Origin of the sequence: Nocardia sp. NPDC050712 (assembly GCF_040654295.1) — a bacterium.
Taxonomy (GTDB): domain Bacteria; phylum Actinomycetota; class Actinomycetes; order Mycobacteriales; family Mycobacteriaceae; genus Nocardia.
Window position 1 is genome coordinate 1 of sequence record NZ_JBFAHT010000005.1, and the last position, 26,313, is coordinate 26,313.

General features: G+C 68.9%; 29 protein-coding genes. 12 read left to right on the forward strand and 17 right to left on the reverse strand.

Features of this window, described 5'->3' with window-relative positions; genetic code table 11:
- From AB0H76_RS32765 to AB0H76_RS32800, 8 genes are all read right to left on the reverse strand, one after another.
- A partial coding sequence (locus tag AB0H76_RS32765) for an NADH-quinone oxidoreductase subunit G (protein WP_357330942.1) occupies positions 1–1,196 on the reverse strand: 1,196 nt, incomplete at its 3' end.
- Positions 1,193–2,515, reverse strand: coding sequence for an NADH-quinone oxidoreductase subunit NuoF (gene nuoF / locus AB0H76_RS32770; RefSeq protein ID WP_357330943.1), 1,323 nt, complete (start codon positions 2,513–2,515; stop codon positions 1,193–1,195). The genes AB0H76_RS32765 and nuoF, both read right to left, overlap by 4 nt.
- The gene (nuoE, locus tag AB0H76_RS32775; protein WP_357330944.1) at positions 2,512–3,189 is read right to left on the reverse strand and encodes an NADH-quinone oxidoreductase subunit NuoE; all 678 of its coding nucleotides are present in this window, start codon (positions 3,187–3,189) and stop codon (positions 2,512–2,514) included. Before nuoE ends, nuoF begins: the two co-directional genes overlap by 4 nt.
- Positions 3,186–4,478, reverse strand: coding sequence for an NADH-quinone oxidoreductase subunit D (locus AB0H76_RS32780; protein ID WP_357331457.1), 1,293 nt, complete (start codon positions 4,476–4,478; stop codon positions 3,186–3,188). Before AB0H76_RS32780 ends, nuoE begins: the two co-directional genes overlap by 4 nt.
- A gap of 8 nt (positions 4,479–4,486) precedes the next feature.
- Complete coding sequence (locus AB0H76_RS32785) at positions 4,487–5,254, reverse strand: NADH-quinone oxidoreductase subunit C (RefSeq protein ID WP_357330945.1); 768 nt, start codon at positions 5,252–5,254, stop codon at positions 4,487–4,489.
- The gene (locus tag AB0H76_RS32790; protein ID WP_357330946.1) at positions 5,251–5,805 is read right to left on the reverse strand and encodes an NADH-quinone oxidoreductase subunit B family protein; all 555 of its coding nucleotides are present in this window, start codon (positions 5,803–5,805) and stop codon (positions 5,251–5,253) included. Before AB0H76_RS32790 ends, AB0H76_RS32785 begins: the two co-directional genes overlap by 4 nt.
- 7 nt (positions 5,806–5,812) lie before the next feature.
- Entirely contained in the window at positions 5,813–6,193 is a 381-nt protein-coding gene (locus tag AB0H76_RS32795) for an NADH-quinone oxidoreductase subunit A (protein ID WP_357330947.1), read from the reverse strand.
- 412 nt (positions 6,194–6,605) lie between these two features.
- Positions 6,606–7,016 (reverse strand): hypothetical protein, encoded by a 411-nt coding sequence (locus AB0H76_RS32800; protein ID WP_357330948.1) that lies wholly within the window; start codon positions 7,014–7,016, stop codon positions 6,606–6,608.
- Positions 7,017–7,175: 159 nt separating this feature from the next.
- Between AB0H76_RS32800 and AB0H76_RS32805 the strand changes: the two genes are divergently transcribed.
- Entirely contained in the window at positions 7,176–8,381 is a 1,206-nt protein-coding gene (locus AB0H76_RS32805) for an FHA domain-containing protein (protein ID WP_357330949.1), read from the forward strand.
- Between the two features lie 9 nt (positions 8,382–8,390).
- On the opposite strand, the gene AB0H76_RS32810 is transcribed toward AB0H76_RS32805, so the two are convergent.
- The 3 genes from AB0H76_RS32810 to AB0H76_RS32820 form a co-directional block, all read right to left on the reverse strand.
- On the reverse strand, positions 8,391–9,047 hold the full coding sequence (locus tag AB0H76_RS32810) for an MspA family porin (RefSeq protein ID WP_357330950.1): 657 nt from the start codon (positions 9,045–9,047) through the stop codon (positions 8,391–8,393).
- A gap of 26 nt (positions 9,048–9,073) precedes the next feature.
- Complete coding sequence (locus AB0H76_RS32815) at positions 9,074–9,709, reverse strand: MspA family porin (protein ID WP_357330951.1); 636 nt, start codon at positions 9,707–9,709, stop codon at positions 9,074–9,076.
- Between the two features lie 257 nt (positions 9,710–9,966).
- Complete coding sequence (locus AB0H76_RS32820; RefSeq protein ID WP_357330952.1) at positions 9,967–10,650, reverse strand: helix-turn-helix domain-containing protein; 684 nt, start codon at positions 10,648–10,650, stop codon at positions 9,967–9,969.
- Positions 10,651–10,844: 194 nt separating this feature from the next.
- Here AB0H76_RS32820 and AB0H76_RS32825 point away from each other — a divergent pair, with 194 nt between their 5' ends.
- Positions 10,845–11,966: a cytochrome P450 gene (locus AB0H76_RS32825; RefSeq protein ID WP_357330953.1), complete on the forward strand. Its 1,122-nt coding sequence runs from the start codon at positions 10,845–10,847 to the stop codon at positions 11,964–11,966.
- Positions 11,967–11,987: 21 nt separating this feature from the next.
- On the opposite strand, the gene AB0H76_RS32830 is transcribed toward AB0H76_RS32825, so the two are convergent.
- The 3 genes from AB0H76_RS32830 to AB0H76_RS32840 all read right to left on the reverse strand — a co-directional run bounded on the left by AB0H76_RS32830 (position 11,988) and on the right by AB0H76_RS32840 (position 14,095).
- The gene (locus tag AB0H76_RS32830) at positions 11,988–12,485 is read right to left on the reverse strand and encodes a hypothetical protein (protein WP_357330954.1); all 498 of its coding nucleotides are present in this window, start codon (positions 12,483–12,485) and stop codon (positions 11,988–11,990) included.
- Between the two features lie 143 nt (positions 12,486–12,628).
- Positions 12,629–13,381 (reverse strand): SDR family oxidoreductase, encoded by a 753-nt coding sequence (locus AB0H76_RS32835; RefSeq protein ID WP_357330955.1) that lies wholly within the window; start codon positions 13,379–13,381, stop codon positions 12,629–12,631.
- 30 nt (positions 13,382–13,411) lie between these two features.
- Positions 13,412–14,095: a TioE family transcriptional regulator gene (locus AB0H76_RS32840; RefSeq protein WP_357330956.1), complete on the reverse strand. Its 684-nt coding sequence runs from the start codon at positions 14,093–14,095 to the stop codon at positions 13,412–13,414.
- Between the two features lie 91 nt (positions 14,096–14,186).
- Here AB0H76_RS32840 and AB0H76_RS32845 point away from each other — a divergent pair, with 91 nt between their 5' ends.
- Positions 14,187–15,353 carry an erythromycin esterase family protein gene (locus AB0H76_RS32845; RefSeq protein WP_357330957.1) on the forward strand — a complete coding sequence of 389 codons (1,167 nt, stop codon included), beginning with the start codon at positions 14,187–14,189 and terminating at the stop codon, positions 15,351–15,353.
- A gap of 1 nt (position 15,354) precedes the next feature.
- Here the strand turns inward: AB0H76_RS32845 and AB0H76_RS32850 are convergent, their stop codons facing one another.
- Both AB0H76_RS32850 and AB0H76_RS32855 read right to left on the reverse strand, forming a co-directional pair.
- On the reverse strand, positions 15,355–15,978 hold the full coding sequence (locus AB0H76_RS32850; RefSeq protein ID WP_357330958.1) for a hypothetical protein: 624 nt from the start codon (positions 15,976–15,978) through the stop codon (positions 15,355–15,357).
- Positions 15,975–16,844, reverse strand: coding sequence for a LysR substrate-binding domain-containing protein (locus tag AB0H76_RS32855; protein ID WP_357330959.1), 870 nt, complete (start codon positions 16,842–16,844; stop codon positions 15,975–15,977). Before AB0H76_RS32855 ends, AB0H76_RS32850 begins: the two co-directional genes overlap by 4 nt.
- Before the next feature lie 114 nt (positions 16,845–16,958).
- Here AB0H76_RS32855 and AB0H76_RS32860 point away from each other — a divergent pair, with 114 nt between their 5' ends.
- From AB0H76_RS32860 to AB0H76_RS32895, 8 genes are all read left to right on the forward strand, one after another.
- Positions 16,959–18,401 (forward strand): form I ribulose bisphosphate carboxylase large subunit, encoded by a 1,443-nt coding sequence (locus AB0H76_RS32860; protein ID WP_357330960.1) that lies wholly within the window; start codon positions 16,959–16,961, stop codon positions 18,399–18,401.
- An 11-nt stretch (positions 18,402–18,412) separates the two neighbouring features.
- A complete protein-coding gene (locus AB0H76_RS32865) occupies positions 18,413–18,835 on the forward strand; it encodes a ribulose bisphosphate carboxylase small subunit (RefSeq protein WP_357330961.1) in 423 nt (140 codons plus the stop codon).
- Entirely contained in the window at positions 18,825–19,799 is a 975-nt protein-coding gene (locus tag AB0H76_RS32870; RefSeq protein WP_357330962.1) for an AAA family ATPase, read from the forward strand. The genes AB0H76_RS32865 and AB0H76_RS32870 overlap by 11 nt, the downstream gene beginning before the upstream one ends.
- Before the next feature lie 11 nt (positions 19,800–19,810).
- The gene (locus tag AB0H76_RS32875; RefSeq protein WP_357330963.1) at positions 19,811–20,899 is read left to right on the forward strand and encodes a class 1 fructose-bisphosphatase; all 1,089 of its coding nucleotides are present in this window, start codon (positions 19,811–19,813) and stop codon (positions 20,897–20,899) included.
- 13 nt (positions 20,900–20,912) lie between these two features.
- Positions 20,913–21,791, forward strand: a complete 879-nt coding sequence (locus tag AB0H76_RS32880; protein ID WP_357330964.1) for a phosphoribulokinase — start codon at positions 20,913–20,915, stop codon at positions 21,789–21,791.
- A gap of 82 nt (positions 21,792–21,873) precedes the next feature.
- Positions 21,874–22,812 carry an AEC family transporter gene (locus AB0H76_RS32885; RefSeq protein ID WP_357330965.1) on the forward strand — a complete coding sequence of 313 codons (939 nt, stop codon included), beginning with the start codon at positions 21,874–21,876 and terminating at the stop codon, positions 22,810–22,812.
- 76 nt (positions 22,813–22,888) lie between these two features.
- Positions 22,889–23,290, forward strand: a complete 402-nt coding sequence (locus AB0H76_RS32890) for a nuclear transport factor 2 family protein (RefSeq protein ID WP_357330966.1) — start codon at positions 22,889–22,891, stop codon at positions 23,288–23,290.
- Between the two features lie 25 nt (positions 23,291–23,315).
- Positions 23,316–24,482, forward strand: coding sequence for a thiolase family protein (locus AB0H76_RS32895; protein ID WP_357330967.1), 1,167 nt, complete (start codon positions 23,316–23,318; stop codon positions 24,480–24,482).
- Between the two features lie 115 nt (positions 24,483–24,597).
- Here AB0H76_RS32895 and dinB read toward each other — a convergent pair whose 3' ends face one another.
- Positions 24,598–25,821, reverse strand: a complete 1,224-nt coding sequence (gene dinB / locus AB0H76_RS32900; protein ID WP_357330968.1) for a DNA polymerase IV — start codon at positions 25,819–25,821, stop codon at positions 24,598–24,600.
- A 117-nt stretch (positions 25,822–25,938) separates the two neighbouring features.
- Here dinB and AB0H76_RS32905 point away from each other — a divergent pair, with 117 nt between their 5' ends.
- Positions 25,939–26,313 (forward strand): BlaI/MecI/CopY family transcriptional regulator, encoded by a 375-nt coding sequence (locus AB0H76_RS32905; protein ID WP_357330969.1) that lies wholly within the window; start codon positions 25,939–25,941, stop codon positions 26,311–26,313.

The window sequence follows — 26,313 nt, forward strand, 5'->3', positions numbered from 1 at the left end:
TCGAAACCGGCGAGCAGCACGATCGGCGCGCGCTCGAGGCTGTCGTAGTCGACGGTCACGCCCTGCCCGGCAACGCGGGCGGCCAGGAAGTCCGCCTCCTCCGCCGAGTGCGCCCGGGTGCGGAAGTCGATGTCGTTGCTGCCCAGGGCGATTCGGGTGAACTTGCTGTAGGCGTAGGCGTCCTCCTCGGTGACGCGCCCGCCGACCAGCACGCCCGCGTTGCCGAACGCCGCGGCCAGCCCGCTCGCGGCGGCGGCCAGCGCCTCCGACCAGGACGCGGGTTGCAGCGTGCCGTCCCAGCCGCGCACCAGCGGGGTGGTGACGCGGTCGCGCTCGGTGGCGTAGGTGAAGGCCCACCGGCCCTTGTCGCAGTTCCATTCCTCGTTCACCTGCGGATCGTCACCGGCCAAGCGGCGCAGCACTTTTCCGCGCCGATGGTCGGTGCGCTGGGCGCAGCCGGAGGCGCAGTGCTCGCACACGCTGGGGCTCGAGACCAGGTCGAACGGGCGGGCCCGGAACCGGTAGCTGGTGCCGGTGAGCGCGCCGACCGGGCAGATCTGCACGGTGTTGCCGGAGAAGTAGGAGTCCAGCGGTTCGGCCTGCGCGATGCCGACCTGTTGCAGCGCACCGCGATCCATCAGTTCGATGAACGGGTCACCGGCGACCTGCTGGGAGAACCGGGTGCAGCGAGCGCAGAGCACGCAGCGCTCCCGGTCCAGCAGCACCGCCGTGGACAGCGGAATCGGCTTGGGGTAAGTGCGTTTCACGCCGTCGAAGCGGGTCTCCGGGCGTCCGGAGGACATCGCCTGGTTCTGCAGCGGGCATTCCCCGCCCTTGTCGCAGACCGGGCAGTCCAGCGGGTGGTTGATGAGCAGCAGCTCCATCACACCCTCCTGGGCCCGGTCGGCGACCTCGGAGGTGAGCTGGGTGCGCACCACCATGCCGTCGCTGACCACCTGGGTGCAGGAGGCGACCGGCTTGCGCTGGCCCTCCACCTCGACGATGCACTGGCGGCAGGCGCCGACCGGCTCCAGCAGCGGATGGTCGCAGAAGCGCGGGATCTGGATGCCGATCAGCTCGGCGGCCCGGATCACCAGGGTGCCGGCGGGCACGCTGACCGAGGTGCCGTCGATGACGACGGTCACCAGGTCGGCGGGCATCAGCCCGCTGTCGTTGGAGCTCACTGTGGCGGTCATTTCGCCACTCCTTCCGCCCAGGCGGTGCTGCGCGCGGGGTCGAACGGACAGCCACCAGAGGTCAGATGCTCGACGTACTCCTCGCGGAAGTACTTGAGCGAAGACACAATTGGGCTGGCCGCGCCGTCACCCAGCGCGCAGAACGACTTGCCGTTGATGGTGTCGCTGATATCGAGGAGCTTCTGCAGATCCGATTCGGTGCCCCGGCCCGCCTCGACGCGTTTGAGCAACTGGACCAGCCAGTAGGTGCCCTCGCGGCAGGGCGTGCACTTGCCGCAGGACTCGTGTGCGTAGAACTCGGTCCAGCGCAGCACGGCGCGCACCACGCAGGTGGTGTCGTCGAAGATCTGCAAGGCCTTGGTGCCGAGCATGGAGCCGGCGGCGGCGACACCCTCGTAATCGAGGGCGACGTCGAGGTGCTCGTCGGTGAACAGCGGCGTCGAGGAACCGCCGGGCGTCCAGAACTTCACCGTGTGCCCAGCCCGCACCCCGCCCGCGTAGGTCAGCAGCTCGCGCAGCGTAATACCCAGGGGCGCTTCGTATTGCCCCGGCCGCGCCACGTGACCCGACAGCGAATAGAGGGTGAAGCCGGGTGACTTCTCGCTGCCCATGGACCGGAACCACTCGATGCCGTTGACCAGGATCGGCGGCACCGAAGCGATGGACTCCACATTGTTGACCACGGTCGGGCAGGCGTAGAGACCCGCGACGGCCGGGAACGGCGGGCGCAGGCGCGGCTGACCGCGCCGCCCCTCCAGGGAATCCAGCAGCGCGGTCTCCTCGCCGCAGATGTACGCGCCCGCGCCCGCGTGCACGACCAGGTCCAGGTCGTAGCCCGAACCCAGGATGTTGCGGCCGAGATAGCCCGCGGCATAGGCCTGTTCGACCGCGGCCTGCAAGCGGCGCAGTACCGGAACCACCTCGCCGCGCACGTAGATGAACGCGGTGGCGGCCCGGATCGCGTACGAGCCGATGATCACGCCCTCGATCAGCGCGTGCGGGCTCGACAGCATGAGCGGAATGTCTTTGCAGGTGCCGGGTTCGGACTCGTCGGCGTTGACCACCAGGTAGTGCGGCTTGGTCACGCCGTCGGGGCCGGGGCCCTGCGGGATGAAGCCCCACTTCAGGCCGGTGGGGAAGCCCGCGCCGCCGCGGCCGCGCAGCCCCGCGTCCTTGACGAGCTGGATGACCTGATCCGGATCCATCCGCAGCGCTTTGCGCAGCCCCTGGTAGCCGTCGTGCCGGGAATAGGTGTCGAGGGTCCAGGACTCGGGATCGTCCCAGTAGCGCGACAGGACGGGAGTCAGAGCCGTGGTCATGCGTTCTCCTCCCGGGCGACCTTCAGGCCGGCCAGCGTCGCCTCACCCGCCGCGCCGTCGAGCACGCCGGGGCGCTCGTCGGGGAAGCCGGCCAGGATGCGGGCGGTCTGCTTGAACGTGCACAGCGTGGCGCCCCGGGTCGGTGTCACCTGCTGGCCGGCGCGCAGCGCGTCGACCAGGGCCTGTGCCGATTCCGGGGTCTGGTTGTCGAAGAATTCCCAGTTCACCATCACCACGGGGGCGAAATCGCAGGCCGCGTTGCACTCGATGTGCTCGAGGGTGACCGCGCCGTCCTCGGTGGTCTGGCCGTGCTCGATTCCCAGATGCTGTTCCAGCAGCGCGAGAATCGCGTCGCCGCCCATGACGGCGCACAGGGTGTTGGTGCAGACGCCGACGTGGTACTGCCCGGTCGGGGTGCGCCGGAACATCGAGTAGAAGGTGGCGACCGCGGTGACTTCCGCACCGGTCAGGCCCAGCAGATCGGCGCAGAAATCGATGCCGGTGCCGGAGACGAATCCCTCCTCGGCCTGCACCAGGTGCAGCATCGGCAGCAGCGCCGAGCGGGCCACCGGGTACCGGGCGATGATCGCCTTGGCATCGGTTTCGAGCCGCTCCCGCACAGACAGCGGGAACGGCTCCGGTCGCGTGGACAGTTTGAGCAGGATCTCGGTCATCGGTCGACACCACCCATCACCGGGTCGATGCTCGCGACCGCGGCGATCACGTCGGCGATCATGCCGCCCTCGCACATCGCCGCCACCGCTTGCAGATTCGTGAACGAAGGATCGCGATAGTGCACGCGATAGGGCCGGGTGCCGCCGTCGCTGACCATGTGCACGCCGAGTTCGCCGCGCGGGGATTCCACGGCCGTGTACACCTGGCCCGCAGGCACCCGGATGCCCTCGGTGACCAGCTTGAAGTGGTGGATCAGGCCCTCCATGGACGTGCCCATGATCTTGCCGATGTGCTTGGGGGAGTTGCCGAGTCCGTCCGGGCCCAGTTCCAGGTCGGCCGGCCAGGCGATCTTCTTGTCCTGCACCATGACCGGGCCCGGCCGCAGCCGGTCCAGGCACTGCTCGACGATCTTGAGCGATTCCTTCATCTCCTCCACCCGGATCAGGTAGCGGCCGTAGCAGTCGCACCCGGTGGTGGTGGGGATGTCGAATTCGTAGGTCTCGTAGCCGCAGTAGGGCTGCGACTTGCGCAGGTCGTGCGGCAGACCGGTGGCGCGCAGGCAGGGCCCGCTGATGCCCAGGGCCATGCAGCCGGTCAGGTCCAGGTAGCCGATGTCCTGGGTGCGGGCCTTCCAGATCGGGTTCTGGGTGAGCAGATGCTCCATGTCCCGCAGGCGTTTCGGCAGCAGGTCGAGCAGCTCGCGGACCTTCTGCACGCCGTCGTCGGGCAGGTCCTGGGCCAGGCCGCCCGGCCGGATGTAGGCGTGGTTCATGCGCAGGCCGGTGATGGTCTCGAAGACGTCCAGGATCAGTTCGCGTTCCCGGAAACCGAACAGCATCGGGGTGAGCGCACCCAGCTCCATGCCGCCGGTGGCCAGCGCCACCAGATGCGAGGAGATGCGGTTGAGTTCCATCAGCAGGACGCGCACGGTGGTGGCGCGCTCCGGGATCTGCTCGGTGATGTCGAGCAGCGATTCGACGGCGAGACAGTAGGCGGTCTCGTTGAAGAACGGCGACAGGTAGTCCATCCGGGTGACGAAGGTGACGCCCTGCGTCCAGTTCCGGAATTCGAGGTTCTTCTCGATCCCGGTGTGCAGGTAGCCGATACCGCAGCGGGCCTCGATGACGGTTTCGCCCTCGATCTCCAGAATGAGCCGCAGCACGCCGTGCGTGGACGGGTGCTGCGGGCCCAGGTTGACGACGATGCGTTCCTCGGCCATGCCCTCGACGGTCTCGGCGACCTGTTCCCAGTCCTGTCCGGCGACGGTGACCGTGGGGAGAGTGTCGATGTCGTTCACTAGCTGTATGCCCTCCGCTCGTCGGGCGGCGGGATGCGCGCGCCCTTGTATTCGACCGGGATCCCGCCGAGCGGGTAGTCCTTGCGCTGGGGATGACCGCGCCAGTCGTCCGGCATGGTGATGCGGGTCAGCGACGGATGACCGTCGAAGAGGATGCCGAAGAAGTCGTAGGTCTCACGCTCGTGCCAGTCGACGGTGGGGTACACGGCGAACAGCGACGGGATGTGCGGATCCGCGTCGGGCGCGGAGACCTCGAGGCGCAACCGGCGGTTGTGCGTGATCGACAGCAACGGGTAGACCGCGTGCAGTTCGCGGCCGGTGTCCTCGGGATAGTGCACGCCGCTGACGCCGGAACAGAACTCGAAACGCAGTGCGGGGTGATCCCGCAGGACCTGCGCGACGGCGACGAGGTGTTCGCGCCGGACGTGCAGGGTGAGCTGGCCGCGGAAGACGACGATCTTCTCCAGCGCGGTTTCCAGCGCGAGCGCGCCGGCCGCGAGGGCGTCGCGCAGCGCGGCGACCACCTCGTCGAAGTAGCCGCCGTAGGGCGGATGGCTGCCGCCGGGCAGGGCGACCGGGCGGACCAGGCGGCCGTAGCCGGAGGTGTCGCCGGTGTCGGTGCTGCCGAACATGCCGCGGCGCACACCGATCACCTCGTCGCCGCCGGCCTGCGGCTGGTCCGGCGGCAGCGTGCCCTCCGGTCCCGCGGTGGCGGCGGCGTCGGTCTCGGAACGGTTCTGGGTGTTCTGCGGGGTATCGAAGGTCATCGCAACAGACCCTCCATCCGGATGGTCGGGGTCGAGGCCAGCGCGGCCTGCTCGGCGGCGCGGATCGCTTCCTCCCGGTTCACGCCGAGCGGCATCTCCTGAATCTTGGTGTGCAGCGTGATGATCGCGTTCATCAGCATCTCCGGGCGCGGCGGGCAGCCGGGCAGGTAGATGTCGACCGGCACCACGTGGTCGACGCCCTGCACGATCGCGTAGTTGTTGAACATGCCGCCGGAGGAGGCGCAAACGCCCATGGCCAGTACCCATTTCGGCTCGGGCATCTGGTCGTAGACCTGGCGCAGCACCGGCGCCATCTTGTTGCTGACCCGCCCCGCGACGATCATCAGATCGGCCTGGCGGGGCGAGGCGCGGAAGACCTCCATGCCGAACCGGGCGAGGTCGAAACGGCCTGCGCCCGTAGCCATCATCTCGATGGCGCAGCAGGCCAGGCCGAAGGTGGCCGGCCACAGCGAACCCTTGCGCAGGTAGCCGGCGAAGTCTTCCACGGTGCTCAGCAGGAACCCGCTGGGCAGTTTTTCTTCGAGACCCATTGTCTTTTCAGTCCCAACTGAGCCCGCCACGGCTCCACTCGTAGGCATAGGCGACGGAGACATTGACGATGAACAGGGCCATGGCGGTGAAACCGAAGACGCCGAGGGCGTCGAAGTGCACGGCCCACGGATACAGGAACACGATCTCGATGTCGAAGATGATGAAGAGCATGGCGGTGAGGTAGTACTTCACCGGAAAGCGCTGGCCCGCAGCATTTCCGGGGCCACCGGAGACGGCGTGCGGTGTCGGTTCGATACCGCATTCGTAGGCCTCCAGCTTGGACCGGTTGTAGCGTTTCGGTCCGATCAGGGAGGCCATGATGATCGAGAAGATCGCGAAAGCCGCGGCTATCGCGCCTAGTACGAGGGTGGGCATCTCGAAATTCACGGGATCGGTTCCCCTCCTTGTGAGCTGGGACGGGTGAATGTCGACCGGTCGGTCGGGGCGGGTTTCATGCCGTGCCCGCGCTCGTGTGAGCTACGGCACAGAGTACAACTGAACCCGGGGCAGGCTACTCGATTGGTTCCCGGGTTTGATCGATATCGGAACTGCGATTCATGACAGAAACGGTGGTAATCCGCCCGCGTTGTCACGTGACGAACTCCGAGGTGGTTCCGGGGTGTCGGGAATGCCGTTGCTACTCACCGGTATCGGTGTTACCGATGAGTTGCGTACGGTGCGATCGATCATCGCCGCGCACTGCCACCCCCATTGACCGAGGTTGCTCATAGGTCGCTGGCGGGTGGCCGCGAGCGCGGCGCTGATCGTGAAATGCCTTGCGGCTATAGAAAGCCGGAGACTAGGCCGCCGCGCGGCTGCGCAGCAGGGACACCACGGCGTCGGTGAGCGCGATCGGATCGATCGGATGCGACACCGCGGCCTCGGCCCGCGACCAGTTCGCCAGCCAGGCGTCGTCGGGGCGGCCGGTGAGGACGAGAACCGGTGGGCAGTGCTCGATTTCGTCCTTGAGCTGCTTGGCGATGCCCAGGCCGCCGGTCGGGGCGGATTCGCCGTCGAGGATGGCCAGGTCGATGCCGCCCGCGTCCATCCGCTGGATCACCACCGGGCCGGTGGCGACCTCGACGTAGTCGAGTTCCGGTAGTTCCGGGTGCGGGCGTTTGCCCAGCGCCATGGTCACCTGGCGCCGGGTATCGGCATCATTGCTGTAGACCAGCACCCGCAAGGGGGCGGAACGGTTCGCGTCGGCCACGCAGGGATGGTACGTCCGGGAAAGCTCGCGGCGTGGCAGGTTCGGGAGAATCCGCGTGCGCGTCGCGGTCCGGGGCCGTTAGATGCCAAGCGTCCCTTAGGTTTCTGCCGGTACGATCCGGCGCAGGCGGCGGGGCTGGTCCCGGGATACGAGGGGACGGTGGCGGCGATCGAGAGCAGGCCCGACATCGAGGTGCTCGCGGGCACGCATCTGGTCGCCGTCACGAGCGGTGTGCTCATCGTGGTCGCCAACCGCGCGGACGCGCCCGCCACCCGGTCCTCGGCGGCCGGTGCCACCCTGCTCGAGGTGCGGGGGCTGGTGCGGGCGGCCGCGAAATCGGAGAAGCAGCGCAGCGGAAAGGCGTTCGCGCGCCTGGCCACCACCTGGCTGGTCGGACTCGGTGCCGAGGACGCCGTCGACTTCGGCGTGCTCACCCCGACCAGCACCGGCGTGGCGGTGTTCCTGCACGGCCGGGTCACCGCGGTCCTGGCGGGCGGCGAACGCGCGGAGGTGCTGCGCGGCGGCGAGGCCGGATTCACGGTGGACCGCTTGGTGTTCCCGGCGCCCGAGATCGGCGTCGGCGTCTTCGTGGACGAGGGCGACCAGGAGTTCGACCTGCCCGGGGTGCGCGGCGTCTGCGCCTTGGCCGAGGGCGCGGTGCCCGGTTCGGGCGGCGTGCTCTGGTACGGGCAGCCGGTCTATCGCGCGCCCGCCGAGCGGGCGACCACCCGCGATCCCGCCCGGCCCGACGCGGATCGCGCGGTCGCGCGGGCGCGGTCGCTGTCCAAGCCGCGTCCCGAGCCGCTGCCGGACGCGACGCCCACGCCCACCGCGCTCCCGATCGTCGCGCGCGAACTGTTCGGTGACCTCGCGGCGCCCGTGGTCGGCGGACCGGCGATCGTCAAGGGCTACAAGTGCGACCGGCAGCACCACAACGATCCGCGCGCCACTTTCTGCGCGGTCTGCGGCATGCGGATGGACCCGGACGCCGGTGTGCTCACCGACGGCGTCCGCCCGCCCCTGGGCCTGCTGCTCTTCGACGACGGCACCATCATCATCCTGGACGCGGACTGCGTCCTGGGCCGCGAACCCGAGTACTCGGACGCCGTCCGGCGTGGGGCGCGCCCGGTCCGCCTCGACGACGCCTCCGGCGGCATGTCGCGCACGCACGCCGAGATCCGTTTGGCCGACTGGGAAGTCAGTGTCCTGGACTGCGGTTCCGCCAACGGCACGCACGTGCGCGCGCCGGGCCGGGCGGACTGGATTCGCGTCCCGCCGGGCCGCCCGCTACCGCTGCGGCCGGGCGCCCAGATCCTGCTGGGCGCCCGCACCGCCACCTTCGACTCTCAGCACGGGTCGGTCTGAGCGCCGCGATCAGCCGATGCTGAAGGGCTGGCCCCACAGCACGACATTGCCGATGTAGTTGGTGCTGTCGATCTCGGCCGCCACGAACGAGCGGGCCTGGGCGTAGCCGCCGCAGCCGTCCACCGCGAAGGTCTCGTCGATCCAGGTCACGCTGGTGTGTGGGCCGGGAATCTTGTTGTAGCGCTTGTGCGATTCCTGGCCGTAGTCGTCGGGCATCTCCAGGTCGAGCATCAGGCGCGCGATGGCCTTTCCGGGCCCGAAGGTGATGCCGGCGCCGAAGGACTCCGTCGGCGCGATCGGCACCGTGTTGTTGGACAGGGTCGCGCTCTCGTTGTTGCTGCCGGTGATCCCGCCGATGTCCACCTGGCAGCCGACCACATAGCCCGGGCTGATCTTGATCGTCGCGGTCGAGGCGCTCGGCCCCGCGAGATCCACACTCGCGCGGGCGGTTACCCACACGTTGCGATGCACCGGCGTCGCACCCAGCGACGGGCTGACCTTGGCCGACTCGCGTTCGACGGTGACCGTCACGGTGGTGCCGTCGGCCAGTTCGCGCGTGATCGTGCCGCCGGGCAGCGGCACGAAGGTGTCGGCGGAGGCCACCGCCGTCTGACCCATCCCGAACACCGTCGCGGCCAGTGCCGCACCGAGAACCTTGCCGAACATGGGATCCCTTCCGTCGGAGCGGACCGTCAGCCGATGCTGAACGGCTGGCCGTAGAGCGTCGCTTTCACGTATTCCGGGCCGATGATCTCCACCACGGAGACCTGCCGGGCCTGCGCGTAACCGCCGCAGCCCTGAACCTCCATCGGCACATCCTGGTAGTTGATCGTGTAGGTGCCGCTCTTGACGAGCTCGATGTTGTTGATCGCCACCCACTGGATCTGCCCCGGGGCCAGCGGAAAGCTGAAACCGCCGGTGAGGCTGGGGGTCGCGCTGAGGGTGAACGCCGTGTTCGCGGTCAGGGCGGCCAGCGCCACCTGGCAGCCGACGATGTATCCGACGGTCAGATTGGACGAACCGTGGGTGCCCGAGTTGTTGGTACCCGGGTAGTTCTCGGGACCGTTGTTGGGGCCGACGACACCGTCGGGCGTCTCCACCTCGGCCGTCACGTCCCCGGACAGCCACGAGCTGCGCCCGGCGCCGTTGGCGGCGATGGACGGCGAAATGACCGCGCGCTCACGACGACTGGTGATCTTGATCCCGGGGCCCTCGATATGCCCGTCGGGCAGCGGCACCACGACATCGGCGGACGCGCCGCCCGGCGGGGCGACGAGTGCCACGGCGACGGCCGCCACCACCCACTTGCTCCATCGATACTTGCTCATTCACCCCTCGCTCATTGTCGCGCGGCCGCACACGCCCGAATCGGGCGGCGACCGCGCTGCGCCAACATTCACTGAGGTAAAGCATGAAAAGTGCCAGGACAGCCGAGGAAAAGGCGCGAAAGGCATGCGCCACTCCGGCGTCGGCGAATGAATCTAACCACAGATCTCGGTGAACAAGCGTTTGGCCCGAAACCGGCGGGTCCGCGCGGGAAAACGTTGCCGAACAATTGGACTGATAGCGGTAAATCGGCAATCGCTCACACACGGGGTCGTCGTTCCACCACCTCCACCATCTGCCGGCCCAGATAGTCGAGGTAGCGCGCGATCCCCTCGAGCCGGGCGCCCGCCGGGGTTGTCGCGCCGAGGAGTTCGGCGCCGCGGCGGGCGGCCTGGACGCGCACTTCGGCGGCGCGGGCCAGGTTCAGGGTGGTGCGGTACCAGGTGTCGTCGTCGATGCGGTAGTGGTCGCGGCGGCGCGAATCGCGTTCCCGGCGTAGGAGATCGCGTTGCTCGAGGGCGCGGACGGCGGTCGAGATGGAGGCGGGGCTGACTTCGAGGCGGTGGACGAGTTCGGCGGCGGTGAGGCTGCCGGAGTCGGTGAGATGCAGGCAGGTGAGGACGCGGGCTTGCATTCGGGGCATGCCGTCGTACACGAACAGGTCGGTGAAATGGGCGGCGAATTCGCGCAACGCGTCGTCATCGAAGTCCGCGGTGACGGGTCGGCGCGGCGAGGCCGTCGTGCCGCGGCGAGCGCGGGCGGCGGTGGCGCGGTGCGCTCGGTCGGCGCGGTACCGGCCGGGGCCGCCGTTGCGGGTGACCTCACGGCTGACGGTCGAGGCGGGTCGGTCGAGCCGGCGGGCGATCTCGGCGTATCCGAGGCCCTCGGCCAGTCCGGCCGCGATGCCTTCGCGCTCGTCCAGGGTGAGCCGGCCTCCGGGCATCGGGTGTCTGCCTTCCGGGTTCGTCGGATGGTGTCAGTATGCGTTCAGCGGCATCTCATTGCACGGCCAGTTGTGAGTCAGTGCATTCGGCGGCAAGGTCATTGCACGGATCGCATCGCATCTGCCTGCGATGATGGCGATTCGAGGCCGCACTCCCATTGAGTAGAACCTGAATGCACCCTAGCGTTCGGCACATGCTGAAACCCTCCGCCGGTCCGGAACCGTTGACCCGCATGGTGTTTCCGGACGGCCATCGCGGCTGGCTGGCCACCGGGTACGGCACCGTGCGCGCGATCCTGGCCGATCCGCGCTTCAGCGCACGCGCCGAGCTGACGCACTCGGCGCTGGCCGCTCTCGGCCCGTTGCCCCCGGCCCCGCCCGGCGTCTTCCTCAATCTCGACGCCCCCGAGCACACCCGCTACCGCACGCTGCTGACCGGCGCCTTCACCGTCCGGCGGATGCGGCTACTGGCCGGGCACGCGGGGGAGATCAGCGCCGAGTGTTTGGACGCGATGGAACACGCGGGCGGCCCGGCGGACCTGATGACGTCGTTCGCCCACCCGGTCCCCGCGCTGCTGACCTGTGAACTGCTCGGCGTGCCGGAAGCCGATCGACATCTGTTCCAGCGGTTGGTGGCCGATCTCGTTACCACGCTGAATGATCCGGACGTGCCCTTCGATCAGGGCTTCGCCGCACTCGAAGCGGCTCAGGAATACCTCCGGGACCTGGTCGACGCCAAGCGCGTCGCGCCGACCGACGACCTGCTCGGCGAACTGACCCGAACCGATCTCTCCGGCGCCGAACTCACCGGCGTCGCCGTCCTGCTGCTGATCGGCGGCTTCGAGACCACCGCGAACGCCCTCGCCCTCGGCACCGCCACGCTCCTGCGCCACCCCGAGCACCGAGCCACCCTGCGCACCAACCCCGACCGGACGGTCGAGGAGCTGCTCCGCCACCTGGCCATCATCCACACCCTGACCCGCGCCGCCCGGACCGATGTCGAACTCGACGGCCACACCATCGAAACCGGTGCGACAGTGGCTCTTTCCCTGCACACCGCCAACCGCGATCCCGACCGATTCACCGACCCACACCGTTTCGACCCCCTGCGCACACCAGGCCCCCACCTGAGCTTCGGCTACGGCATCCACCGGTGCCTGGGCCGCCAACTGGCCCGAGTCCAGCTACGCACCGCCCTCCCCGCGCTCTTCTCCCGCTTCCCGACCCTGCGTCTCACGATCCCGCCGGATCAGATCCCCCTGCGCCCGGACACCCTGGGCGTGCACCGCGTACGCCGACTTCCGGTCACCTGGTAGCGGAGTGAAATCGGTTTCCGCTCAACGATTGTCGATCAACTCGACCTGCGGCGCGATGGCCCGCAGCGTGGCCGCCAACTGCGCGGTGTCGAGTTTCCACCCGTTGATGGTTCGCCCGCATTCCAGCAACCGCGCGTCTGGTGCACCGCTGATCGCCGCTGCGGCAGAGTGCACGCGCCGACCTGTTGCTCCGGCCGGTGTGCTCGGCAGCGGTGGCGCGTCGACGCTACGGAGCACGCCGATCCAAGCAATCCCGGCGGCGCTGTGCTGACGCCACAGCACGACCGCCTGCACCTCGGCCCACGGAATCCGCAGTGTCCCCGACTCGTAACGCAGCGGCTGACCGCCGAGCGTGATCCCGGCCTGGTCCACTCGCAGGGCAACCTTGCGCGACAACGCGACCGCCACAAGCAGCAACCCCCCGCCGCCGAACAACAGCAATGTCGCGATCCGCAGCACCGGCGACATGCCCGGCACCAGAATCGCGGCCGCCACGAACAGCGCTGAACTCAGCACCACCGCCATAGTTTTCAGATCGAAGCCATAACGCTCTTGATAAATCATCCCCATAAATCCGGTTCGGAACCGGACCCTCCTCCCGATCCAAGATTAGCGCGAGTTCAGGCCGGCTCGACGTAACCTCGAGGCGCTGGGGGTGCGCGTCAGCCGCGGCCGATATAGGGCATGCCGGTCGCCATGACCGTCAGGAACGGGATGTTGGTGCTCGAGGGGAGGTCGATGGTGTGGGTGACGAGGCGGGCGACGTCCTCGGCGGCCATGGTGGGTTCGGGGCGGACGGTGCCGTCGGCCTGCAGGGCGCCGGCGGCGATGCCGGCGGTGAGATCGGTGGCCGCATTGCCGATGTCGATTTGGCCGACCGCGATGTCGTGGTTACGGCCTTCCAGGGCAAGGGCTTTGGTGAGGCCGGTGATGGCGTGCTTGCTGGCGGCGTACCCGACGGTGTGCGGGCGCGGGGTGTGCGCGGAGATCGATCCGTTGTTGATGATCCGCCCGCCGCGCGGCTGCTGATTCTTCATCTGCCGGAACGCGGCCTGGGCGCAGAGGAAAGAGCCGGTGAGATTGGTGTCGATCACGCGCCGCCAATCCTGCACCGACACTTCGTCGATGGGCTGGGTCGGGCCGAAGATGCCCGCGTTGTTGACGAGAACATCCAGCCGCCCCCAGCGTTCGGCGATCTGCTCGAACAGGGCGGTCACCGCGTCGGGGTCGGTGACATCGCAGGGGAGGGCCGTCACCGTGCCCGGCCCCGGCGCGGCCGCGACGGTGTCGTCGAGCGTCGCCGCGGTGCGCCCGGTGCCGACGACCTGATGCCCCGCGGCGGTGAGGGCGACGGTGATGGCGCGGCCGAGTCCGGATCCGGCGCCGGTGACGAGAACGATCTTCGAGGTGGGCACGAGCCGAGGGTAGTGGATTCCGGAGCCGGATCAGGGTGTGCGGGCCCGCAGATAGACGTCCAATTCGGCGGCCCCCGCGAGCAGCGCGCGGCCGCGCGCGGTGAGCCGGGCCTGCCAGTCGCGCAGCGTCGATTCCAGCGGACCGACACCGCCGGCCGCGCGGACCTGGGCGATGAGCGGTGCGATCTGCTCGAGCCGGTAGCCGCCGCGCCGCAGCTGGTGGGCGAGCCGGGCATCGCGGACATCGGTGGCGGTGTAGACCCGGTAGCCGGTGTGCGGGTCGCGGCGCGGCTGGATCAGACCGGCGTGCTCCCACTTGCGCAGGGTCGCCGGGCGAAGGCCGAGTTTCCCGGCCAGCGGGCCGATGAAGGTGTCACCCCGCTCCTGCGGGACCGGCGCGAGATCGCGGAGTGCGGTGTCGACGGTGCGCAGGGTGCGGCGATCGTCCATCAACTGGCCGTGACTCTCGTCGACCAGGCGCAGCGCCTCGTCGACCGCGCCGCGGTTGACGGCCCGCAGGATCGCGGCGGCCGCGCTGTGGCCGTGCCCGGGCACCAGCGCGAGGAACGTGCGCAGGGCTTGCGCGTGCAACGGTGTGTAGGTGCGGTAGTCGTGCGCGGTGCGTTCGGCGGACGGGAGGATGCCCGCGTCCTCGTAATTGCGGACCGCCTGCGTGGACAGACCGTGCTCCCGCGCCAGCTCCACCGGCCTCATGGATTACCCCTCTATTTGAAGCTTTCAGGGCTATTGACCAGCTGGTTCCGCCATAAGTCTCAACCGGCTGTTCAACGATACCGTTGAAGGCATGGATATCGACGACTCGGCAAGGCCGCTCGACGGAGCGGCCATCTCGGAATTCCTGCGGTCGCGTCCCACCCCGCCCCGGGTGCTCGGACTCGGCGAGGCCCGGCATTTCGTGCCGGAACTGGGCGCGGCCCGCAACGAGATCTTCCGGCACCTGGCCGAACACGAGGGCTACCGCACCTTCGCGCTCGAAAGTGATTGTCTCCTGGGTTTATTGGTGGACGACTACCTCCTGACCGGCACCGGCACCCTGGAGGACGTGATGGCGCGCGGCTTCAGCCACGGCTTCGGCGCGGTCCCGGCCAACCGCGAACTGGTGCGCTGGATGCGGGCCTACAACGCCGAACACGACGAGAAACTGCGGTTCGCCGGAGTCGACGGACCGCTGGAATACTGGGCGGCCAGCCCGCGTCAGGCCCTCACCGGCCTCTACGCGCTCCTCGAGGGCCCGATGCTCGAAGCGGTGGTGAGCGCGCAGACCCTGGACGCGCTGCTGGGCCCGGACGACCCCTGGTCGAACGAAGCCGCGGCCATGGACCCGGCCCTGTCCATCGGCCGCTCCGCCGAAGCCGTGCGCCTGCGGGTGATCGCCGACGACCTGGTGGCCCTGGCCGAGATGCAGTCACCCCAGCTGAGCGCCGCCGATCGGGAGCTGGCGGCGCTGTACGGCCGCACCGCCGTCGGCCTGCTGCGCTACCACTACTGGATGGCCGACGCCTCCCCGGCGCGCTGGACCCGGCTCTCGGCCCTGCGCGACGCGATGATGGCGGCCAACCTGCGCGCCGCCGCCGCGAACGGCCCGGTGCTGGTCTTCGCCTCGACCCTGCATCTGCAACGGACCAGGAGCGTCATGGCCTTCGGCGATCACCAGCTGGAATGGTGGAGCGCGGGAGCGATCGCCGAAACGACGCTGGGCGACGAATACGCCTTCCTCGCCACGGCTTTCGGCACCGCGGGCACCGACACCCCGCCGCCGGACACCGTCGAGGGCCGGCTGTCGGCACTCCCGTGGGAACGCGCTCTGATCGACACCGGCCGCCTGGCCGAGCGCGACCCGAAACCACGCACCTCGGACGACTTCGCCTATTTCCCCTTGGACCCGACTCGGCTCGGCACCCTCGACGGCATCGTCTTCCTGGCGCGGGCCACCTTCGACATGCCGTGGTGACTCAGAGTTTCACGACCTGCCGCACGATGGTGTGGCCGAGCCGGGCCGCGAGTTCCTGCTGGAACTCCTCGGTGAGCGGCGGCCAGTCCCAGAATTCGAAGGCGAGGGAACTCAGCGCGAAACCGGAGGACCAGCGCCACTCGGGAATCGGGCTGGTGGTGTCGCAGGCGGCGCAGCGGGCTGCGCCGACGCCCGTGCGCTGCCAGGCCTCGATGCCGGCCGCCAGCGGCTCCCAGGCCGCGCGGTCGGGTTCCCACTGGCCGGACGGGAAGTCGATGATGACGGTATCGGCCGCGCAGGCCGGGCACTTCGCGAACTCGGGGGTGTCCATACCCTGGCCCTCGGCGAACGTGTTGCGGCCCAGGGCGACGGCGACCGGGCCGGTGCCCCAATCCTCGAGGGTGATCCGGCGCCAGTTCGGGCCGGGTGCGTAGCCCTCCTCCGCATAGTCGCTGTATAGCTGCTCGCGCGTCATCTCGCGGGTCAGGATGCCCTCGGCCACAAGCCAATCGATGATCCGGGTCGCGAGCCGGGCCCCGTCCGCTTCGGTGGCCTCGAGGTCGACGATCCGTTCGCAATACACACCCATGCCCTGCATCTTGCCGGAGTGCGCCCGGTCCGTCACGGGGGGTAGAACGCGTCCCCGCCGACCTGGCCCGGGTCCAGCATGTGGGCCAGGAACAGCCGGGTGGTGGGCGTCGGGGTGCCGGTGGTGATGGCGTGCCACGGGCGATCGAGCGGCGTGCCGTCCACCGGGAGCACGGCCAGGGTCCCGGATTCCAGGTCCTGTCCGACGGCGTCGTTGTGAATCAGGGTGACGCCCAGGCCTTCCCGGGCCGCGGCGAGGACCGCGCCGTGCGAGCCCAGGGTCAGGGTGGGCGGGTAGATATCGAGGTGATCCAGCAGTTCCTGGGTGGCGTCGCGGGTGCCCGAGCCGCGCCCGCGCAGCAGCCAGGTGCTGCGCAGCGGATGCCGGTCGGGCGTGCCGACCACCACCAGCCGGCTCGGCCGCCGCGCCCGGGTGACCAGCCCGGCGTCCCGCGGCGGCCGGCCCGCGATCACCAAATCGCTTTCGTGGTGCTGCAATTCGACGAACAGCACGTCGCGCGGCTGCACCGACAGGCTGAGTTCCACGTCGGGATACCGCCGCCGGAACGAGGCCAGCGGGCGCAGCAGCACGTACTCACCGGCGGTGGCGACGACCCCGATCCGCAGCCGCCCGGTCTCGGCCTGCTGGACCGCGGCGTGCGCCTCCTTCATCAGGCCCAGAATGCTGCGGCAATACCCGGCATACACCCGCCCGGCCTCGGTGAGCGCGATCCCGCGGCCGGTCTTGGCGATCAGCTTGGCGCCCATCTGTTTCTCGATGTGCGCGACCGCGGCGGAGACGGCGGCCTCGGTGACGTGCAACTGCCCGGCGGCCTTGCGGATGCTGCCCTGGCGCGCGACCACCAGGAAGGTTTCCATCCGTGTCGCGCTGACCGTGCCCATGCCCTCGACGGTAGCAAAACTTAAAGAAAGCATTGAGTATTCGCAGGAACAATCAAATTGTTTGTGAACTACTCCGGCCTCATCCTGGAATTCCCCACCGACTCAGGAGGATTCATGGCCGAAGGAACCGAACGGGATCGCTGGGATCCGGGCGTACAGTCCTACGCGTCGATGGGATATTACGCGCCCGATTATCAGCCCTCCGATACCGATGTGCTGGCGGTATTCCGGGTGACGCCGCAGCCCGGCGTGGACCCGATCGAGGCCTCGGCCGCGGTGGCCGGCGAATCCTCCACGGCGACCTGGACGGTCGTGTGGACCGACCGGCTCACCGCGCACTCGAAGTATCAGGCCAAGTGCTACCGGGTCGAGGAGGTGCCCGGGCGGCCGGGGGAGTACTTCGCCTATGTCGCTTACGATCTCGACCTGTTCGAGGAGGGTTCGATCACCAACCTGACCTCCTCGGTGATCGGCAACGTCTTCGGCTTCAAACCGCTGCTGGCGCTGCGCCTGGAGGACATGCGCATCCCGGTCGCCTACGTGAAGACCTTCCAGGGCCCGCCGCACGGCACCGTCATGGAGCGCGAATATCTCAACAAATACGGGCGCCCGCTGCTGGGTGCGACAGTGAAACCGAAACTCGGCCTCTCCGCGCGCAATTACGGCCGGGTGGTCTACGAGGCCTGCATGGGCGGGCTGGATTTCACCAAGGACGACGAGAACATCAACTCCCAGCCGTTCATGCGCTGGCGCGACCGCTACCTCTACGCCATGGAGGGCGTGAACCGGGCGATGGCCGACACCGGCGAGATCAAGGGCCACTATCTCAACGTCACCGCCGCCACCATGGAGCAGATGTACGAGCGGGCCGAATTCGCCAAGGAACTCGGCAGTGTCGTCATCATGATGGACCTGACCGTCGGCTACACCGCGATGCAGTCGATGTCGCACTGGGCCCGGCGCAACGGCGTGCTGCTGCACCTGCACCGGGCCGGGCATTCCACCTTCACCCGGCAGAAGACGCACGGGGTGAGTTTCCGGGTGCTGGCGAAATGGTGCCGGCTGATCGGGGTGGATCACGTACACGCGGGCACGGTCGTGGGCAAACTGGAGGGTGATCCGGCGACCACCAGGGGCTTCTATGACACCTTGCGGGAGAACCACATTCCCGCCAACCCGGCCAACGGCATCTTCTTCGATCAGGACTGGGCCAGCTTGCCCGGCGTCATGCCGGTGGCCTCCGGCGGCATCCACGCCGGCCAGATGCACCAGCTGCTCGACCTGTTCGGCGACGACGTGATCCTGCAGTTCGGCGGCGGCACCATCGGCCATCCGCTCGGCATCGCCGCCGGCGCGGAGGCCAACCGGGTCGCGCTGGAGGCGGTGGTCAAGGCGCGCAACGAGGGCCGCGATCTGCTCAAGGAGGGCCCGGAGGTGCTGCGCAAGGCCGCCGAGTGGTGCCGCCCGCTCGAGGTCGCGCTGTCCACCTGGGGCGATGTCACCTTCGACTACACCTCCACCGACGCACCCGACGCGGTGCCCACGGCCACCCACTGAAAGGCCACGCCATGTATCTGCGTCACGGAACCTTCTCGTATCTGCCCGAATTCACCGATGCCGACATCGCCGCGCAGGTGCGCTACGCGCTGCTCAACAACTGGCCGGTGTCGGTGGAGTACACCGACGATCCGCACCCGCGCAACGCCTACTGGCAGATGTGGGGCCTGCCGCTGTTCGATCTCGACGAGCCCGACGGCGTGCTCGCCGAGATCAACGCCTGCCGAGCCACCTTCCCGCGGCACTACGTGCGGGTGCTGGCCTACGACGCCCGCTTCGGCCGCCAGACCACCGCGCTGAGCTTCCTGGTGCAGCGTCCGGCGAACGAACCCGGTTTCGAGCTGACCCGCACCGAGGGCTCGGACCGCCGCCAGACCTACGGCCTGCGTTCCTATGCCACCGGTCAGCCGCAGGGCGCGCGGTATGGCGCCTGAGGGCAACGGATTTCGACTGCACCGGCCCAGCGCCGAGGGGCCCGGGCCGGTGCAGACCGCCACCGAGGAACCGCCGCCGATCCTGGACGACGACGCGGTGCTGGATCTTTCGACCGATATCGCCGGCGACGACGTCGAACTGACCCTGCACCGGCTCGACCAGGAACTGGTGGGCCTGGCCAATGTGAAGCTGCGGGTCCGCGAGATCGCGGCGCTGCTGATGATCGACCGGGCCCGGCAGCGTTTCGGGCTGGAATCGGCCCGCCCGACCATGCACATGAGCTTCACCGGCGGACCCGGCACCGGCAAGACCACGGTGGCGCTGCGCATGGCCGAGCTGCTGCACACCCTGGGCTACATCCGTAAACCCAAGGTGCACACGGTGACCCGCGACGATCTGGTCGGCCAGTTCATCGGCCACACCGCCCCCAAGACCAAGGAGGCCATCGCCAAGGCCGCGGGCGGCGTGCTGTTCATCGACGAGGCCTACTACCTGTTCCGCCCGGAGAACGAGCGGGACTACGGGCAGGAGGTCATCGAGATCCTGTTGCAGGAGATGGAGAACGAGCGCGCCAGCCTGGTGGTGATCTTCGCGGGCTACCCGGACCGGATGGAGCGTTTCTTCGGCGCCAATCCCGGCCTGTCCTCCCGGGTGGCCCACCACCTGGAATTCTCCGACTACACCCACTCCGAGCTGCTGGCCATCGGCGGACTCATGGTGGCCGAGCAGAACTTCCGCTTCGACGACGCGGCGCAGTCCGCGTTCTCGGAGTATCTGTCGCGGCGGATGGAGCGCCCGCGCTTCTCCAACGCGCGCAGCGTCCGCAACGCCCTGGACCGGTGCCGGCTGCGGCAGGCCAAACGGCTGGTCGAACTGCACCGTCCGCTCACCAAGACCGACCTGATGACGCTGACCGACCGGGATGTCTACGGCAGCAGTGTCTTCGGAGGTCAGAGCCCGTAGAAACCGAGCCTATGCCAGAAGGATTGAAGACCCTCACCCGCTACACGATCGAGGAGGAGCACCGGCACCCGGGCTCCTCCGGTGAATTCTCCGCCCTGGTGAACGTGGTGGCCACCGCCACCAAGATGATCGCCAATCAGGTGACCCGGGGCGCGATCGTGGGTTCCCTCGGCGCGGCCGAACCCGACAACCTGCCGCCCACCGTGCACCGCAAACTCGACGCCATCGCCAACGACATCATGGTGTCGGAAACCCTGTGGACCGGCCATCTCTCGGCGTTGCTCTCGGAGCAGATCAGCGCCGTGCGCGCGGTGCCCGCGCGGCGGCGCGGCAAGTACCTGCTGGCCTTCGACCCGCTGGACGGTTCGTCCAATATCGACGTGAATCTGCCGGTGGGCACGATCTTCAGCGTGCTGCGGGCCCCGGCCACGGCCGGGGACGAACCGTGCGACGCCGACTTCCTGCAACCGGGCACCCAGCAGGTGTGCGCCGGGTTCACCCTCTACGGCCCGGCCACCATGCTGGTGCTCACCACCGGCCGCGGCGTGGACGGGTTCACCCTGGACCGCGACATCGGCGCCTTCGTGCTGACCCACCCGCGGATGCGAATCCCGGAGGAGACAACGGGTTTCGCGATCAACGCCGCCAACGAGCGGTTCTGGGAACGGCCGGTGCGCCGCTATGTGCACGAGTGCCTGGACGGCGTGGACGGCCCGCGCGCGCGGGATTTCAACATGCGCTGGGTGGCCTCGCTGGTCGCGGACACCTTCCACATCCTGACCCGCGGCGGGGTCTACCTGTACCCGTACGACACCCGGGTGCCGCAGCGGCCCGGGCAGGTGGCGCTGCTCTACGGCGCCAACCCGATCGCGTTCATCGTCGAGCAGGCCGGCGGCTGGGCCACCACCGGCGGCGAGCGGGTGCGCGAGGTGGCGCCCACCCACGTGCACCAGCGGGTGCCGCTGATCTTCGGCTCCCGCAACGAGGTGCAGCGCATCGAGCACTACCACAGCGAACCCGAGGAGGGGCCGCGCTTCGACAGCTCCCTGTTCGGGAACCGCTCACTGTTCCGACCCGCGGGCCGTGCCAAGCCCGGGTAAGCCAGGAGGTGCCATGTCGGTCAAACATCCCGTCGTCGCGATCACCGGATCCTCCGGTGCGGGCACGACCAGCGTCACCCGCACGTTCCAGGAGATCTTCCGGCGCGAGGGCGTCTACGCGGCGATCGTGGAGGGTGACTCGTTCCACCGCTACGACCGCAACGAGATGAAACTGGCGATGGCCGAGGCCGAGCAGAATCGCAACTTCACCTTCTCGCATTTCGGCGAGGAGGCGAATCTGCTCAAGGAACTGGAGACCCTGTTCCGCGAATACGGCGAGACCGGGGTGGGTTCGGTGCGCAAATACCTGCACGACGAGCACGAGGCCAAGCCGTTCGGCCAGCCCGCGGGCACCTTCACCCCCTGGGAGGATCTGGCGCCGGGCAGCGATCTGCTGTTCTACGAGGGGCTGCACGGCGCGGCGATCACCGACGGGGTCAATGTGGCGCGCTACGCCGACCTGCTCGTGGGCGTGGTCCCGATCGTCAATCTCGAATGGACCCAGAAGGTGATCCGGGACAAGACCGAACGCGGCTATTCCAGCGAGGCGGTGATCGACACGATCCTGCGCCGCATGCCCGACTACGTGAAATACATCTGCCCGCAGTTCTCCCACACCTACGTCAACTTCCAGCGGGTCCCCACCGTCGATACCTCGAATCCGTTCATCGCACGGACCATTCCGACCGCCGACGAGAGTTTCGTGGTCATCCGCTTCGCCGACCCGAAGGTGATCGACTTCCCCTACCTGCTCTCGATGCTGCACGACTCCTTCATGTCCCGCCCGAACTGCATCGTCGTGCCCGGCGGCAAGATGGAGTTGGCGATGCAGCTCATCTTCACTCCGCTCATCCTGCGGCTGATGGACAAGCGCCCCAAGCGATCCCGATAGCGCAGGTCACCCGTCGCGGCACCCCGTCCCGGCCAGGAGCAGAATGGGCGGCGTTTGTGGCGTGAGGTGAGCGGGTGAGGTGATGATCGGCGCGTTCGCGGGGACTCTGGTCAAGCTCGCGCCGGTGCTGCTGGTGTTCGGCGCGGGCTCGGTGTTCGGGGCGCGCAAGCTGCTCGGTGCCGACGCGGGGAAGGCGTTCAGCGACTTCGCGTTCCTGTTCGCCATTCCGGCCTACCTGTTCCCGCAGCTCTATCGCGCGGATCTCGGCGCGCTGTTCGCCCCCGCCGCCGTCGGCGGGTACGCGGTCACCACGCTGGCGATCTTCGGGTTGATCGCGCTCGGCGCCCGGTGGGCCGGGATGCCGGCGTCCGGCATCGCGCTGCGCTGTATGTGCGCGGTGCACACCAATGCCGCGTATTTCGCGCTGCCGGTGCTGGACTTCCTGTTCGGGGACGCCTCCGCGATCTTCCCGGTGGTGCTGTTCCAGGTGTGCGTGCTGACCGTCCTCGTGCTCGCGGTGCTCGAACACGGCCGCGCCGGCACCGCGGAGGGGCGCGGTGTGCTGCGGGCGGTGGGGTCCGCGCTCGCCACGCCCGTGGTGGTGGCCTGCACCGTGGGCGTGCTGGCCAACCTCGGCGGGCTCACGGTCCCCGCACCGGTGCTGGAGGCGCTGGAGTTCGCGGGCGCGGCGGCCTCGCCGGTGGCGCTGTTCGCGCTGGGCCTGCACGTCGGGACGCACGGCATGCGCTGGCGTCCGGCCGCTCGCGACGAGTACTTCCTGATCGCGATGAAGTGCGTCGGCTTCCCGCTGCTCATGTGGGCCTCGCTGCACTACATCTTCGGCTTGACCGGCAATACCCTGGCCATGTTCGTCGTGATCGCGGCCATGCCCGCCGCGCAGAACGCCTTCATCTACGCCCAGCGCTACGACGGCGATGTCGACCTGGTCGCCGCCGCGGTCGTGAAGTCCACCGTGCTGACCGCCGCGTTGCTCCCGGTCTGGATGCTGATTCTGACCTAGCGAGTTCCCGCCGCCGGGTTTCGTGGCTAGGGTGGGAGCTACCTATTCAACGAGTTGCATATGCGAGGTGGATCAGATGGAGGCGTTCCAGAAGGCCGTGGCGGCGCGCGACGAAGACGCGCTGGCGGCGACGCTGGCGGACAACGTGGTGTTCACCAGCCCGGTGGCGTTCAAGCCGTACCCGGGCAAGCCGATCACCGCGGCGATCCTGCGCGGCGTACTGCGGGTTTTCGAGGACTTCCGGTACGTGCGCGAGATCCGCAGCGCCGACGGCCGCGACCACGCCCTGGTCTTCGAGGCGACGGTTGACGGGAAGACGGTCAACGGCTGCGACTTCCTGCACCTGGACGAGAACGGCCTGATCGACGAGTTCACGGTCATGGTGCGCCCGCTCTCGGCGGCCCAGGCGCTGTCCGAGGCGATGGCCGCGCAATTCCCGCGTATCCAAGCCGAGGCGGCGCGCGGTATGGTGGGTTAAGTTAACCGCCATTCCAGGAGTTGCCATGCCTTCCGCTGTCATTGTCGACGTTGTCCGCACGCCTTCCGGCAAGGGGAAATCCGGTGGTGGACTGTCGGAGGTGCATCCGGCGACACTGCTGGCCGGTGTCCTGCAAGCGCTGCTCGCGCGCAATGATCTGGATCCCGCGCTCGTCGACGATGTGATCGGCGGATGCGTCACCCAGAGTGGTGAGCAGGCGTTCAACATCTCGCGCACCGCGGTGCTGGCGGCCGGATTCCCCGAGTCCGTGCCCGCCACCACCGTGGACCGCCAGTGCGGGTCCTCGCAGCAGGCCGCGCACTTCGCGGCGCAGGGCGTCATCGCCGGCGCCTACGACATCGCCATCGCCTGCGGCGTGGAGTCGATGAGCCGGGTGCCGATGTTCTCCAACGCCCAGGGCCAGGACCCCAACCGCGGCCCGATCGCGCACCGGTTCCCGGAAGGGCTGATCCAGCAGGGCATTTCGGCCGAGATCATCACCCAGCGCTGGAAGCTGGACCGGGAAACCCTGGACGCGTTCGCCGCCCGCTCGCACCGCTTGGCCGCCGCCACCGCCGCCGCGGGCGGCTTCGACCGCGAACTCGTCGCCGCGGGCACGCTGACCGCCGACGAGACGATCCGCGCGAACACCACGCCCGAGGGCCTGGCCGGGCTGCGTCCCGCGTTCGTCGACGAGGCGATGAAACAGCGCTTCCCCGAGATCGAATGGTCGATCACCCCGGGCAACTCCTCACCGCTCACCGACGGCGCCTCGGCCGCGCTGATCATGAGCGAGGAGATGGCCGCCCGGCTCGGCCTGCGCCCGCGCGCCCGCTTCCATTCCTTCGCCGTCACCGGCGACGACCCGCTGCTCATGCTCACCGCCGTCATCCCGGCCACCCGCAAGGTGCTCGCCAAGGGCGGCCTGACCATCGACGACATCGACGCCTACGAAGTGAACGAGGCTTTCGCGCCGGTGCCGCTGGTCTGGCAGCACGACCTGAACGCCGACCCGGCCAAGCTCAACCCGCGCGGCGGCGCGATCGCCCTCGGTCACCCGCTGGGCGCCTCCGGCACCCGCATCCTCGCCACCATGGTCAACCACCTGGAACAGACCGGCGGCCGTTACGCCCTGCAAACCATGTGTGAGGCAGGCGGACTCGCCAACGCCACCATTATCGAGCGGCTGTGACCACAGCTCGACAGACACCGGGGGCGTAGCAGGCACGATCGTGCACTATCGGGCGAAAAACCCGGCGAAACCCCTCGATTCGGCGGATCAGTGCACGATCGTGCCTGCGCGACCCTCAGTCGGGCAGTAGTGGTACCGACAGCCCTTCACCGCGATGCAGCAGCGCCGCCCGGGTGACGGCGGCGGAGCCGAAGCGCTGACGCAGATCGTCCAGGGTGGCATCGAGGGTGTTGTCGGCGCGCGGCTCGAGCGGCAGTGTCAGCTGGGCGGAGTCGGCGTCTTCGAGGTTGGTGAGCGCGAGGCCGATCAGGGTGATGCCGCGCTCGGTGATCATCGGCATGGCCGTGGCCAGCAGGGTGCGGGCGGCGGCCAGGATCGTGCTGGTCGAATCGGTGGCTTCGGCCAGCGTGTGTGACCGGGTGGCGCGGCTGAAATCGTCGAAGCGCAGGCGCAGCACCACCGTTCGGCAGACCCGGTCCGCCGCGCGCAGGCGGCGGCCGAGCCGGTCGGTCAGGCCGTGCAGGAAGGCTTCGATCTCCGCGGGCGGGCGGTGGTGGCGGCCGAGCGCCCGCTGCGCGCCGATCGAGCGGCGGCGGCGTCCCGTCTCCACCCGGCGCGGATCGCGGGCCATCGACAGCGCGTGCAGGTGCCGGGCCGCGGCGGGGCCGACGATGGCGCGCAAGGGGCTCTCGCCGAGCTCGGCGAGCTGGGCGATCCGGGTGATCCCGTGCTCGTGCAACTTGGCGGCGGTGACAGTGCCGACGCCCCACAGTCTTTCGACCGGCAGCGGGTGCAGGAACGCCAGTTCACCATCCGGCGGCACCAGGCGCAGGCCGTCGGGTTTGGCCACCGCGCTGGCGACCTTGGCGAGAAACTTGGTGCGTGCGATGCCGACCGAGATGGGCAACCCGACCTCGGCCTGGATCCGCGCGCGCAGCCGCTGTCCGATCTCGAGCGGCTCGCCCGCGATCCGGCGCAGGCCGCCGACGTCGAGGAAGGCCTCGTCGATCGAGATGCCCTCGACGAGCGGGGTGGTATCGCGGAACACCTCGAACACCGCCTTGCTGGCGTCGGCGTAGGCGTGCATCCGCGGCGGCACCACGATCGCGTGCGGGCACAGCCGCAGGGCGCGGCCGCCGTTCATCGGCGTGGTGATGCCGAACGCCTTCGCCTCGTAGCTGGCCGCCAGCACGACGCCGCCGCCGACGATCACCGGTTTCCCGCGCAGGCGCGGATTGTCGCGCTGCTCGACCGAGGCGTAGAACGAGTCGAGGTCGGCATGCAGGATCGAGGCCTCGGCTCGGGCCTGGATGCGTGGCGCACGGGATTCGGTGGTCATCAGGTATTCGAACATATGTTCGCATATCCCGCAATCTACGGTTCCGGTCCGTAGCAATCCCGTACGGTCGGTACTCTGGCGGCGGGGCCGGTGATCAGAGTTGAGGAGTTCGGCACGGTGCGTGGATTCGGAGAGCTGGAAGCCGTGATCATGGACCGGATCTGGGATCGCGACAGCGAGCACACCACCGTGCGCGACCTCTACGAGGAACTCTCCGCCGAACGCGAAATCGCCTACACCACCGTCATGTCGACCATGGACAACCTGCAGCGCAAGGGCTGGCTGGCGCGCGAACGCGCGGGCAAGGCCTACCGCTACTGGCCGACGCTGACCCGGGAGGAACACAGCGCCCGGGTCATGCTCGAGGCGCTGGGCTCCGGCGGTCGCCCGGATCTGGTGCTCAGCTACTTCGTCGATCAGATCAGCCCCGAGGAATCGGCCGGCCTGCGGGCGGCGCTGCGGCGCCTGACCGCCCGCCAGGGGCCACGCTAG